Genomic DNA, 12,090 nt, shown 5'->3' on the forward strand with positions numbered 1-12,090 from the left:
GACTTCGCGGACTCGATGCTGAATCCACGCTCCGAGCTCTTCGACAACGCCCGCTTCACCCGCTCCCTCTACACAGTGGGAGCGGCATACACGCTGGCCGGGGTGGCCTTCGCCAAGCTCGACTTCAGCCACCGCCGCCTCGGCGACTCCTCACGCTTCCGGCCCGAGAACACCGTCCGGCTCGCCACCGGCTTCTCTTACTGATCCCAGGAGGAACACCCATGATGCTCTCCCGACTCCCTCTCCGTGTCCTCACGCTCGCCGGCGCGCTGGCGCTGACGGCCTGTGACTCCGATGACGGCGGCCCGAACCAGCCCTCGTTCGATGCCGAGATCATCACCCACTTCGCGGATGACGTGGTGGTGCCCACCTACCAGGAGCTGGCCACGCGGCTGGACGCGCTGGATGTCGCGGTCAACGCGCTGGTGGCGCAGCCCACCGCCGCCCGGCTCACGGCGGCCCAGGACGCGTGGTTCGCCGCGCGCACGCCCTGGGAGCAGAGCGAGGGCTTCCTCTTCGGTCCTGTGGACTCCTATGGCTACGATCCGGCCCTGGACAGCTGGCCGGTGAACCGCTCGGACCTGGACGCGGTGCTGGCCAGCAGCGACGCCTTCACGCCGCAGTACGTGGGCAGCCTCCAGGAGACGCAGAAGGGGTTCCACACGGTGGAGTACCTCCTCTTTGGTGAGGGCCGCACGAAGAAGGTGGAGGACTTCAACCAGCGCCAGTTCGACTACCTGAAGGCCATCTCCTCGGAGCTGAAGGGCATCGGCGCCGCGCTGGCGAAGGCCTGGACGCAGTCGGTGGAGGGCCGCCCGCCGTACCGGGACGTGCTGGCCGGAGCCGGGCAGCAGGGCAACAGCGCCTACCCGTCCGTGGAGTCGGCGGCTCAGGAGCTCGTCGGTGGCATGATCAACATCCTCGACGAGGTGGCGAACGGCAAGATCGCCGACCCGTATGACGCGAAGGATCCGGAGCTCGTGGAGAGCCAGTTCGCCTACAACTCGCTCTCGGACTTCGCCAACAACCTGCGCAGCGTGGAGAACGTCTACCTGGGACGCATGCCAGGCGCGACCCCGCGCGGGCGCACGCTCTCGGATCTCGTGAAGTCCGAGAAGCCCGAGGTCGACACCCGCGTCCGCCAGGAGCTGACCGCCGCCATCGAGGCGCTCGGCCGCATTCCCGAGCCCTTCCGCAGCTCGATCTCGGATCCGAACGCGGCGGATGAGATCGAGGCCGCGCAGGAGGCCATCCGGAAGCTCCAGGCCACGATCGAGACCGACATCAAGCCCTTCACCTCGCGCTGAGCGAACCGACGAGGCCGCGATGCGACGGGCTGTCACGTTGTGCTCCATGCTGGCGCTGATCTCGGGCTGCGATGAGCCAGATCTGCCCCGTGCGGGAGGAGCCACCACCATCGACGATCGCACCTCGCTGGCCTTCGCCCAGCCCGCGCCCAACCTCACTCCGGAGGGCCGCGCGCGCCACCGTGCGGGCGATGGGGCTTTCGCGGCGGTGTTCGTCCCGGGGCCGGCCCCGGTCAACCCGGGATTGGGCCCGCTCTACAACAATACCTCCTGCAACGGCTGCCACCTGCGCAACGGGCGCGGCATGCCCGTGATGGGCACAGGACCGCAGCGCACCCAGCTCCTCGTGCGCGTCAGCCTCTCGAGCGGCACACCGAACCACCCGAGCGGCGCCGTGCCCGTGCCCGGACTGGGGACCCAGATCGCCGACCAGGCCGTCTACGGCTTCACGCCCGAGGCCTCGGTCACTCTCTCCTGGGAAGAGAGTGCGGGCGCCTACGGCGACGGGACGGCCTACAGCCTACGAGCCCCGCGCATCCACATCGCACCGAGCGACGGCTCCGCGCTCCCTTCGGACATGCTCACCTCGCTGCGACTGCCTCCTCCCGTCTTTGGCCTGGGGCTGCTCGAGGCGATAGAGATCTCCACGCTGCGAGCCCTGGAGGACCCGGCTGATCGGAACAGCGACGGCATCTCCGGCCGCCTGAATGAGGTCTGCGATGTCCAGGCCGGTGCGCTGGCGCCGGGGCGCTTCGGGCTGAAGGCCAACAGCCCCACCCTCCTCCAGCAGTCGGCCGAGGCCTACCTCAATGACATGGGCGTCACGAACCCGCTCTTCCCCGAGCCCAACGGCACCCACGAACTGTCGAGGGAGACCCTGGAGGCCGCTGTCTTCTACGCCCAGTCGCTCGCCGTTCCGGCGCGGGCGGCGCTCGAGGATGAGGAAGTGCAACAAGGTGAGGAGCTCTTCCGCTCGAGCGGGTGTGGCCACTGCCACCGCGAGACGCTCGAGACCGGCGATCATCCGGTACCCGAGCTCGCGCACGAGCGCATCCACCCGTACACGGATCTCCTTCTGCATGACATGGGCCCGGGGCTCGCGGACGGGCGGCCGGATGGTGCCGCGGATGGCCAGGAGTGGCGGACAGCACCGCTGTGGGGGCTTGGGCTGACCCAGACGGTGCTGCCCTACGCAGGCTACCTCCACGACGGCCGCGCCCGCACGCTGGAGGAGGCCATCCTCTGGCATGGCGGCGAGGCAGAGCGCTCCCGGGAGCACTTCCGGACGATGTCGGCCACGAAGCGCGCGGCGCTGGTGAAGTTCCTGGGCTCGCTCTGAGCGGCCCTGCACTCGAGAGACACCTCGTGCCCCCGGAGCGTCCTAGCTATCCCCGAGCGGGAGCGGCAGCTGGCGCATCATCAGCGCCGCCTGAGAGAGCCGGCGCCGGACCGCGGACACCACGCCCACCAGGACCTCGAGCCGTTCGAGGACCAGCTGATCGTCGCTCATGCCGATGAGCGTGGCGGGAGACGGGCGCGGCATGCGCATGGCATCGAGCACGTCGGCGAAGTGGCACTCCACATCGCCCAGCGCATCGAATCCCTCCTTGAGATCATCTCCCAGGAGGTCCACGAGCACTGCCGCGTCCGTACGCGCGGGCAGTGCTCGGGCCAGGTTCTCCATTGCCTCGCGCAGCGGGTCGTCGCTGGCGTGGCGTGAAGTCGCGGGAACGGCAAAGGCGGCAACGGACGTCGACATGCCCTGAAAGCTACAGGCACGTAGCGAACGGTCAATTTTTCGCCACCCGCTCCCGCGTCAGATGGACGGAGGGACGCCGGTGCCGCCCGATGGCACCGGCGGTGCCCCGGGAGCCGGAGCCGTCGGCGTGACAGGCGTCAAGGTGCTCGCCCCGGGCGTCACGTTGGCAGGCGCGGGTGTCGTGATCAGCGCGGGCGGTGGCGCAGCCGTGAGCGGTGCAGGCGTGCCCAGCAACGGCGCTCCTGGCGCGGCGGTGAGCGGCGCGGGTGAGCCGAGCAGCGGCGGCGTGGGGATCGTCGGATCCGTTCCAATCGGAGGCGCGGTGGCGATGATGCCCGGGCTCACCTGGCCCGTCCCCGCGAAGTTGCCGAAGTTGGGCGGACTGATGGGCACGGTGAAGTTCCCCGTGGTGGGCAGCGTGGGAGGAGCCGAGCCGATCGCCACCCCCGACTCCGCGGGCCCTCCCGGCGGCGGAGCGCCAGTAGGCACGGTCTGCTCCTCGGCGAACGGAGCGCCAGGAGCCGGCGTTCCCGGCATGGAGCCGGAGATGTTCGCCGGAGGCGTCGGAGCACCCGTCGTCGGGAAGGTGCCGCTGATCGTGTCTGGCGTCACGGCCCCAGGCCCCACTGGCGCCGCGGGGCCCGTGGTGGGCTCAGCTGGAACCCCCGGAATGCCCGGAGCCGCCGTCCCCTGCTGAGTGGCCTCCGTGCCCACGCTCCCTCCCAGGACGGAGAAAGGATCCGGAGAGAGAGGCCCCCCCAGGACACCTGGGCTCGCCGGAGTCACTGGGCCTCCGGGTATCCCCGTCTGGGGCTGCGCCGTCACGTCGAAGCCAGCCCCGCCCACCCCTTCGCCCGGAGCCGGATGCGGCGTCGGCGACACGAAGGACCCGTTCTGGCCAAAGCCACCGAACGTCGTCATGACCCCGCCCGACTCCAGGCCCGCCACGTTCGGCACCGCCGCCACCGCCTTCACGGGCTGATCATTTACCTCGATCTCCACATCATCGAAGGAGAACTGGATGAAGCCCCGAGGCTCGGCGTTGAGCGGCAGGTTCCACACGAGCACATCCAGCTCGGCGTCCCCCTCACGCGCCACCGCGAGGATCTGGTGGGTGTCGTCATCCGCGTGCGCGCCATGGGAGAGCGCGGCGGCCTGGATCACGGCGCTGTCCGTGAGGAGCTGCCCGTTGCGCCAGACGCTCCCCACGCCCCACACCGACACGGCCGCGTGCATGCGCGTCGTCGCCGGCCACCCGAGTCCGCTGTTGCCGTTCAGATCCCGATCCAGGATCACCCCTCCCCCGACTGGGAAGCCCGGGCGAGGAGCAGACGGGCGAGCCACCGCTCCCCCCGAGGCCTCCACGGGAGGGAAGCCAGGCTGGGTGAGCTCCACCCGGTACTGGATCTGGCCCATCCGGAACTCGGCCTCCACCCGGGCCTTGTCCCCGTATGTGGCCCCCCAGGCGGGCACGCGGTCCTCGGCCGTCAGCGTCGCCGAGCCGAGCCCTCGCTCATAAATGCTGGGATAGGGTGTCGTCCCCTGGGCGAAGAAGCCTGCAGGGGACGTCGTCCGAGCGCTCGCCTGGACGCCCTCGAACGTGAAACCTCCCGTCGGCGTGGCCGCCAGGAGACCGACCGTCATGTAGTGAATGAGAGAACCCACCATCGCTGCCTCCCTTCCACACAAGGTAGGCAGCGGTCCGGGGGTTGGCACTCCCCGCTAAATGAGGCCGCGTGCTCGGCGGATCTGCTCGACCGTCTTGTTGTACTCGATGTCGAAGGCGCTGGTGCCCTCCTGCAGGTGCTTCAAGCGGGAGCGCGCCTCCTTGTCGATCTCGTCGTCCACGTCCAGGTGCTTCTTCATGACGCTGAAGATCTTCTGACGCAGGACGTTGTCGGCGGCGAACACTTCTTCGACGTTCCGGCTGATCAGCAGGAACTCGATCATCTGGTTGATGACGTACTCGATGCCCTCGTCACCCATCTTGAAGCCGCGGACGTCGGCCATCTCGCGCTTCACCTGGTTGAACTTGGAGTAGTCGTAGCCCCGACGCTCCAGCGCCTCGCGTGTCGCCTGGTTCACACGCTCCTCGTTCGCCAGGTACTCGCGCATGATGGCTGACAGGTCCATCTCGGCGTCCGCCACCCGCATCGGCTCCACCTCGATATCCCCGTCCTGCATCAGCAGCTGGATGCACTCGCGCGAGATGATCGGGATAACCTTCGGATAGAGCCTCATGTGTCGCTCCCTCACCCTATTTTGCGTGCCTAGAACGCGATCGCTATAAAACAGCGTCGCGCCCAGCCGCAATGAAAAACCCTTGGAACCACGCGGTTCCGGCGCACTTTTTGCCTCGAAATTCCCGAGCAGAAAATTAATCACGCCGAACCGGCTGGCGACCCTCCCTCCGAGGATTTTTCATCCACGGCCGCCCCGGCGTCGTCCAGAGAGGCCTCGCGGATGGGGTCCGCCTCCTCCTCTTCAGGGTGGCCATGGAGGGCCGCATGGACCCGCTCGGCTACAGAGGGACCGACCACCTCGGCCAGCTCCTCGATGGTGGCCTCCTGGACCCGCTTGAGTGATCCGAAGTGGCGCAGGAGCGTCTTGCGGCGGACCTCTCCCACCCCAGGAATGTCCTCCAGGGCCGAGCGGACGCGGCTCTTGCGCATGTCCTTCTGCTGGTAGGTGATGGCGAAGCGGTGGGCCTCGTCCCGCATGCGGGTGAGCATGAAGATCTCGGCCGAGTTCTGCGGCAGGACGACCGGATCCTTACGCCCCAGGACGAAGATTCGCTCGGGACTGCGAGCGCTCTCCTGATCCCGATCGAACACCTCCTGGTCGCGGCTCTTGGCAAGACCTACAACGTCCACTTTCTCGACGCCCAGGTCCTTCATGGCCGCGTGGGCGCTGGCGAGCTGGCCCTTGCCGCCGTCGATGACGAGCAGATCCGGCAGATCGTTCTCCTCCAGGCCCCGCTTGAGCCGCCGGGAGAGCACCTCGTACATGCTGGCGAAGTCGTCCTGCTTCTCCAGGGTCTTGATCTTGAAGCGGCGGTAGCGGGACTTGTCGGTCTCCCCGTCGGTGACGGCCACCTGGGAGGCGACGATGCTGGAGCCCTGGAAGTGGGAGATGTCGTAGCACTCCATACGGCGCGGGAAGTTGCGCAGGTTCAGCTTCTGCTGGAGCCGGGAGAGGACGGCATCCGTCTCCTCCTTGGTGCGCTTGCGCTCGGTGAAGGCCTGCTCGGCGTTCTTGGCGGCCATGAGGACCAGCTCGTGCTTCTCGCCGCGCTTGGGCACCAGGACGCGGACGCGCTCGCCCTTGCGCTCGGTGAGGAGCGACTCCAGGCCCTCGAGGCTCTCCGGCTCGAGCGGGAGCAGCACCTCCTCGGGCACGAAGCTGCCATGGTCGTAGTACATGTTGACAAAGGAAGGCAGAAGCTCTTCGTCGGGGAACTCCTGGCTGCCGAAAGGGAAGGCCTGGCCGCCGTTGAGCCGGCCCTGCCGCACCCAGAGGACGTAGAAGAGGATGCGATCGCCCTCGCGGAAGAAGGCGAAGACGTCCTGATCCTTGAAGTCGGTGGTGGCGACCTTCTGGCGCTCCAGGCTGCGCTCGATGGCCAGGAGGTGATCCCGCAGGCGCGCGGCCTCCTCGAACTTCAGCTCGCCAGCGGCCCGCTTCATGCGGCTCTTGAGTCCCTCCACCAGCTCGGAGGCCTTCCCCTCCAGGAAGAGCACCACCTCGTCCACGCTGCGGCGGTAGTCCTCGGGCGGTACGGGGTAGACGCAGGGCGCCGGGCAGCGGCCGATCTGGTACAGCAGGCAGGGGCGCTTGCGGTTGTCCATCACGTGGTCCGTACAGGTCCGCAGGCGGAAGTAGCGGTTGATGAGGCGCAGCGTCTCCCGGATGGCGCCAGCGCTCGAGTAGGGCCCGAAGTAGCGCGCCCCATCCCGCTCGTACTTTCGGACGACTTCGAGCCGCGGGAAGGTCTGCGTCTTGTCCAACCGCAAGGAGATGAACTGCTTGTCGTCCTTGAGCAGCACGTTGAAGCGCGGCTTGTGCTTCTTGATGAGCTCGTTCTCGAGGAGGAGCGCCTCCTTCTCGTTGTGGACGAGCACCGTGTCGAGGTCCCCGAGGAGCGAGTCGAGCATCGAGACGAAGACGCGCGTGTCCCCGGTGCGGGTGAAGTACGAGCGCACGCGGTTGCGCAGGTTGATGGCCTTGCCCACGTAGATGACCTGGCCGCGGCGGTCCTTCATCAGGTACACGCCGGGCTCGGAGGGCAGCGCGTCGAGCTTCTCCTGGAGCCGGGGGTTCATGGCGAGCCTAGCGCCTCCTCCGTCCCTTGGCGGGGGGGCCTCGGCGGCCCTTCATCGAGGCCTGGGGCTCGGCGGGCTTGGGCGGGGCGGCCAGCAGCGTGCGGCTGGGCGGCTTGAGGCCCAGATCCATGTCCTTGAGCAGGAGGATGCGGTCGCGGAACGAGGCGGCCTTCTCGAACTCCATCTCGTCCGCGGCGCGCTGCATGTCCTTCGTGTACTCCTCGATGAGGCGCTTGATCTCCTTGGGGATGAGCAGATCGTCCGCCGCGTCGGCGGCCAGGGGCAGGGCCATGGGGTCGGCGTCGTAGAGCTGGGCGGACAGGTCCATGATGGCGCTCTTGACCGAGCGCGGGGTGATGTCGTGCTCCTCGTTGTAGCGGCGCTGCACCTCGCGGCGGCGGTTGGTCTCGTCGATGGCCCGCTTCATCGAGTCGGTCATCTGGTCCGAGTACATGATGACGTGGCCCTTCAGGTGACGCGCCGCTCGGCCGATCGTCTGGATGAGCGAGACGTGGCTGCGCAGGAAGCCCTCCTTGTCCGCGTCCAGGATGGCCACCAGGGACACCTCGGGGAGATCCAGGCCCTCGCGCAGCAGGTTGATGCCCACCAGCACGTCGAAGACGCCCTTGCGCAGGTCTCGGATGATGACGGTGCGCTCGATGGCGTCGATGTCCGAGTGCAGGTAGCGCACCTTGACGCCCACGTCGGTGAAGTACTCGGTGAGGTCCTCGGCCATGCGCTTGGTGAGCGTCGTCACCAGGACACGCTCCTGGTGGCCCACCCGCACGCGGACCTCCTCCAGCAGATCGTCCACCTGGTTGGCCGCGGGGCGGACCTCGACCTCCGGATCCATGAGGCCGGTGGGGCGGATGATCTGCTCCACCACCACGCCCTTGCTCTTCTGCAGCTCGTACTCGGAGGGGGTGGCGGAGACAAAGACGGCCTGCTGCACCATGCCCTCGAACTCGGTGAACTTGAGCGGCCGGTTGTCCAGGGCGCTGGGGAGGCGGAAGCCAAAATTCACCAGCGTCTCCTTGCGCGAGCGGTCGCCGCGGTACATGGCGCCGATCTGCGGGATCGTCTGGTGGCTCTCGTCCAGAAGGAACAGCATGTTGCGCGGGAAGTAGTCGATCAGGCACGGCGGCGGCTCACCCGGGGCGCGGCCCGAGAAGTGGCGCGAGTAGTTCTCGATGCCATTGCAGAAGCCCACCTGCTCGATCATCTCGAGATCGAACATGGTGCGCTGCTCGAGCCGCTGGGCCTCCAGGAGCTTGCCCTCCTGGCGGAAGAGTTGGAGACGCTCGGCCAGCTCGTCGCGGATCGTCTGGAGGGCGCGCTTGCGGGTGTCCCCCTCTGTCACATAGTGGCTGGCGGGGAAGACGACGATCTTCTCCAGCGCGCCCAGGGTGACACCTCGCAGCGGATCGAACTCGGTGATCTTCTCCACCTGGTCGCCGAAGAAGCTGACGCGGACGGCGCGCTCCTCCTCGTAGGCTGGGAAGATCTCCACCGTGTCGCCGCGGGCGCGGAAGGTGCCGCGGTGGAAGTCGAAGTCGTTGCGCTCGTACTGGGCCTCCACCAGCCGGCGCATGAGCGCGTCGCGGCCCAGCTCCTCGTTGAGGTTCACCTGGATGGCCATGTCCACGTAGGAGCGCGCCGTGCCCAGGCCGTAGATGCAGGACACACTGGCCACGATGATCACGTCATCTCGGATGCGCAGGCTGTGGGTGGCCGAGTGGCGCATCCGCTCGATCTCGTCGTTGATGGACGAGTCCTTCTCGATGAAGGTGTCCGACGAGGGGACGTAGGCCTCGGGCTGGTAGTAGTCGTAGTAGGAGACGAAGTACTCGACGGCGTTGTGCGGGAAGACCTCCTTGAACTCGCCGTAGAGCTGGGCGGCCAGGGTCTTGTTGTGGGCGATGATGAGCGTGGGCCGCTGCACGTTGGCGATGAGGTTCGCCATGGTGAAGGTCTTCCCCGAGCCCGTGACGCCGAGCAGGGTCTGGTACTGATCCCCGCGCAGCAGGCCCTCGGTCAGCTCGCCAATGGCCCTCGGCTGGTCGCCCTGCGGCTTGTAGTCACTGACGATCTCGAAGTCAGGCATGGCCCGGACATTTAACATTCGGCGACGAGGCAGGCTGGCTCTTCCTGCATGCCTGCCCAGCAAAAAACGAACGTGGGGCTACTTCGCCCCCTTCGCCTCCGAGGCTCCGGACGCCTTCAGGGCCTCCCGCCGTGGGGCCTCGAACTCGTCCCCCTTGTTCCAGCGGGGCATCTCCGTCACGCGCGCCACGTGGGCCCCCAGCAGGAAGTACAGGCGCACATCGTCCACGGCGCCGCTCAGGTTCCATTCCGGCCGCAGCTCGTCCGAGGGCTGGTGGTAGTGCCGCGCCTCCCACACCTCGCGCTGCTGCCGGCCCCACCCCTCAGGCCTGCCGATGAAGTCCATGCCGCTGCTGAAGTACGCGGCGGGGACGCCGAGCTTCGCGAAGGCGAACTGGTCCGAGCGGTAGAAGAAGCCCCGGTCAGAGAGCTGGTCCGCCTTCACGGTGCGGCCCTGCGCCTTGGCCAGGCCGGTGATGATGGCATCAACGTTCGACTTGCCCAGGCCGATGATGGTGACGTCACGCGTGCGGCCCAGAACGTTCGCACCATCCATGTTGATGTTGATGGCGATGCGGCCAGGGGGCACCGGCGGGTGCGCGGCGAGGTACTGCGAGCCCAGGAGCCCCTGCTCCTCGGCGGCCACGGCGGCGAAGAGGATGGAGCGGCGCGGTGGCTTGGGCAGGGCCTTGAAGGCCCGCGCCACCGTGAGCAGGGCCGCCACACCGACCGCATTGTCCACGGCGCCGTTGTAGATGGCGTCCTCGCCCGGCTTCACGCCCTCCTTCATGCCCAGGTGGTCATGGTGCGCGGTGTAGAGCACCACCTCCGCCGCGAGCTTCGGGTCACTGCCGGGCAGGAGCCCCAGCACGTTGGCGGTGGGGCGGCTCCGCACGTGGTTGGCGAAGTGCGTGGAGACCTTCACCCCGAGCGGCACGGGCTGGAAGTCGCGCCTCTGCGCAGCGGCCACGAGCGCGTCGAGCTCCTTCCCCGCCATCCGGACGATGCGCCGCGTGGCCTCCTCGGTGGTCCAGCCCTTCACCTGCATGTGCGGACCCGAGGTGGCGGGCAGCTCGAACTGCTCGCCGGTCCACGAGGTCTGCACCACCTGCCAGGGGTAGCCGGCGCTCGGCGTGGTGTGGAGGATGATGGCTCCGGCGGCGCCCACCTTGGCGGCCTGCTCGTACTTGTAGTCCCAGCGTCCGTACCAGAGCCGTGTCCGGCCCGCGAAGAGGGCAGGGTCGTCCGCCGGGTCGCTGTTGAGGATGAGGAGCGTCTTGCCCCGCAGATCCATCCCCTTGAAGTCGTCCCAGGCGTACTCGGGAGCGACGATGCCGTGGCCCACGAAGACCAGCTCCGAGCCCTCCAGCCGGCTCTCCGGCTCCTGCACGCCGGACACCGCGATGAACTCCTCATGGAACTTCAGGTCCGTGCGCCCGGAGGCGGTGGTGAAGGTCAGCGTGTCCGGGTGGCCGGTGATGCCCACGAGCTCGAAAGGCTGGAGGTAGCTCTCGCCCACGCCGGCGGGCTTCAGCCCCAGCCCCTCGAACTGGGAGGCAATGTACGCCTGTGCCAGGGCATCCCCGCGTGTGCCGGGCCCGCGTCCCTCGAGGAGATCGTGCGCGAGGAAGCGCACATGCCCGCGCAGCATGCTCGCGTCGATGCTCTGCGCCGCCGCCTTCTCCGCGGCAGTCGTGAGCGGCACTCCCTGCGCGAGGGCCGTCAGAGCGGGCAGGATGAAGAGCAGGGCCAGCAGGCGCTTCATGGGACGAAGCCCTAACACGAAGCTTGCGGCCCTGGCAGGCGCAATCGAAGCCCGAGGGACCAGGCGCCGGTTTGGTCCCATGCCTGGGCGGGGACTAGGCTGGAGGCCTTCCCTGCCCTCCTTATGCTCATCGGTCACTTCGCCCTGGGTCTGGCCTCCAAGCGCTTCACGCGGCGGACACCGCTCGGTCTGCTGCTGCTGGCGCCGTTCCTGCTCGACCTGATTTTCCCCATCCTGGTGCTGCTCGGATGGGAGCAGATGCGGATCCTCCCGGAAGAGCACGGGTTCCTCACGCTGGAGCTGGTGCACATGCCCTACAGCCACGGCCTGGTGGGAGCCATGGGCTGGGCCATGCTCCTGGCGCTGCCCTACTTCCTGTGGCGCCGAGACGGACGCGGGGCGATCGTGCTCGCGCTGCTCGTGCTCAGCCACTGGGTGCTCGACGTGGTGACCCACCGGCCGGACATGCCCGTGCTCCTGTCGAGCGGACCGAAGCTGGGGCTTGGGCTGTGGCACTCGCTCGCCGGGACCTTCCTCGTGGAGGGAGCGCTCTTCGCGGGCAGCGTGTGGCTGTACGTCTCGGCCACCCGCGCCACCCGCCGCTCGGGTGATCTCGGGCTCTGGGGGCTGATCGGCCTGCTCGTCGTGAGCTACCTCGGCTTCGCGCTCGGGCCCCCCATGCCGAACGCCGAGGCCGTGGCCTACCTCACGCTGACCTCGTGGCTCGTGCCCTTCTGGGCGCAGTGGGTCGAACGTCACCGTGCCCTCGCTGCGCCTGCAGCGCTGAATAAAGGTGGCGGCGCTCGGGCGGCGAGCATCTGAGGGAATTATACT

9 protein-coding genes and 1 pseudogene are annotated in these 12,090 nt (G+C 68.1%); 4 read left to right on the forward strand and 6 right to left on the reverse strand.

Annotated elements, in window-relative coordinates; all coding sequences use genetic code 11:
* The 3 genes and pseudogenes from VD972_RS25095 to VD972_RS25105 form a co-directional block, all read left to right on the forward strand.
* Nucleotides 1–204 (forward strand): annotated as a pseudogene (locus VD972_RS25095) (hypothetical protein); the annotation flags it as partial.
* 17 nt (nucleotides 205–221) lie between these two features.
* Nucleotides 222–1,307, forward strand: a complete 1,086-nt coding sequence (locus VD972_RS25100; RefSeq protein WP_324991144.1) for an imelysin family protein — start codon at nucleotides 222–224, stop codon at nucleotides 1,305–1,307.
* Nucleotides 1,308–1,326: 19 nt separating this feature from the next.
* Entirely contained in the window at nucleotides 1,327–2,646 is a 1,320-nt protein-coding gene (locus tag VD972_RS25105; protein ID WP_324991146.1) for a di-heme oxidoredictase family protein, read from the forward strand.
* Between the two features lie 42 nt (nucleotides 2,647–2,688).
* On the opposite strand, the gene VD972_RS25110 is transcribed toward VD972_RS25105, so the two are convergent.
* The 6 genes from VD972_RS25110 to VD972_RS25135 all read right to left on the reverse strand — a co-directional run bounded on the left by VD972_RS25110 (nucleotide 2,689) and on the right by VD972_RS25135 (nucleotide 11,256).
* On the reverse strand, nucleotides 2,689–3,066 hold the full coding sequence (locus VD972_RS25110) for a hypothetical protein (RefSeq protein WP_324991149.1): 378 nt from the start codon (nucleotides 3,064–3,066) through the stop codon (nucleotides 2,689–2,691).
* A gap of 57 nt (nucleotides 3,067–3,123) precedes the next feature.
* On the reverse strand, nucleotides 3,124–4,734 hold the full coding sequence (locus VD972_RS25115; RefSeq protein WP_324991151.1) for an elastin: 1,611 nt from the start codon (nucleotides 4,732–4,734) through the stop codon (nucleotides 3,124–3,126).
* 54 nt (nucleotides 4,735–4,788) lie between these two features.
* On the reverse strand, nucleotides 4,789–5,307 hold the full coding sequence (locus VD972_RS25120; RefSeq protein WP_324991153.1) for a DUF507 family protein: 519 nt from the start codon (nucleotides 5,305–5,307) through the stop codon (nucleotides 4,789–4,791).
* Nucleotides 5,308–5,447: 140 nt separating this feature from the next.
* Nucleotides 5,448–7,388: an excinuclease ABC subunit UvrC gene (gene uvrC / locus VD972_RS25125; RefSeq protein WP_324991155.1), complete on the reverse strand. Its 1,941-nt coding sequence runs from the start codon at nucleotides 7,386–7,388 to the stop codon at nucleotides 5,448–5,450.
* Nucleotides 7,389–7,395: 7 nt separating this feature from the next.
* On the reverse strand, nucleotides 7,396–9,492 hold the full coding sequence (uvrB, locus tag VD972_RS25130; RefSeq protein WP_324991157.1) for an excinuclease ABC subunit UvrB: 2,097 nt from the start codon (nucleotides 9,490–9,492) through the stop codon (nucleotides 7,396–7,398).
* Nucleotides 9,493–9,570: 78 nt separating this feature from the next.
* The gene (locus VD972_RS25135; protein ID WP_324991159.1) at nucleotides 9,571–11,256 is read right to left on the reverse strand and encodes a M28 family peptidase; all 1,686 of its coding nucleotides are present in this window, start codon (nucleotides 11,254–11,256) and stop codon (nucleotides 9,571–9,573) included.
* A 123-nt stretch (nucleotides 11,257–11,379) separates the two neighbouring features.
* Between VD972_RS25135 and VD972_RS25140 the strand changes: the two genes are divergently transcribed.
* A complete protein-coding gene (locus VD972_RS25140; protein WP_324991161.1) occupies nucleotides 11,380–12,078 on the forward strand; it encodes a hypothetical protein in 699 nt (232 codons plus the stop codon).
* Nucleotides 12,079–12,090 lie beyond the last annotated feature (12 nt).

It is taken from the genome of Hyalangium sp. (assembly GCF_035629615.1).
In the GTDB taxonomy this organism is placed as follows: Bacteria; Myxococcota; Myxococcia; order Myxococcales; family Myxococcaceae; genus Hyalangium.

What these genes read in the sequence shown, in the direction of transcription:
- VD972_RS25135 (WP_324991159.1), bottom strand. Translation starts at nt 11,256, where the DNA reads ATGAAGCGCCTGCTGGCCCTGCTCTTCATCCTGCCCGCTCTGACGGCC.
- VD972_RS25115 (WP_324991151.1), bottom strand. Translation starts at nt 4,734, where the DNA reads ATGGTGGGTTCTCTCATTCACTACATGACGGTCGGTCTCCTGGCGGCC.
- VD972_RS25100 (WP_324991144.1), top strand. Translation starts at nt 222, where the DNA reads ATGATGCTCTCCCGACTCCCTCTCCGTGTCCTCACGCTCGCCGGCGCG.
- uvrB (WP_324991157.1), bottom strand. Translation starts at nt 9,492, where the DNA reads ATGCCTGACTTCGAGATCGTCAGTGACTACAAGCCGCAGGGCGACCAG.
- VD972_RS25120 (WP_324991153.1), bottom strand. Translation starts at nt 5,307, where the DNA reads ATGAGGCTCTATCCGAAGGTTATCCCGATCATCTCGCGCGAGTGCATC.
- VD972_RS25110 (WP_324991149.1), bottom strand. Translation starts at nt 3,066, where the DNA reads ATGTCGACGTCCGTTGCCGCCTTTGCCGTTCCCGCGACTTCACGCCAC.
- VD972_RS25140 (WP_324991161.1), top strand. Translation starts at nt 11,380, where the DNA reads ATGCTCATCGGTCACTTCGCCCTGGGTCTGGCCTCCAAGCGCTTCACG.
- VD972_RS25105 (WP_324991146.1), top strand. Translation starts at nt 1,327, where the DNA reads ATGCGACGGGCTGTCACGTTGTGCTCCATGCTGGCGCTGATCTCGGGC.
- uvrC (WP_324991155.1), bottom strand. Translation starts at nt 7,388, where the DNA reads ATGAACCCCCGGCTCCAGGAGAAGCTCGACGCGCTGCCCTCCGAGCCC.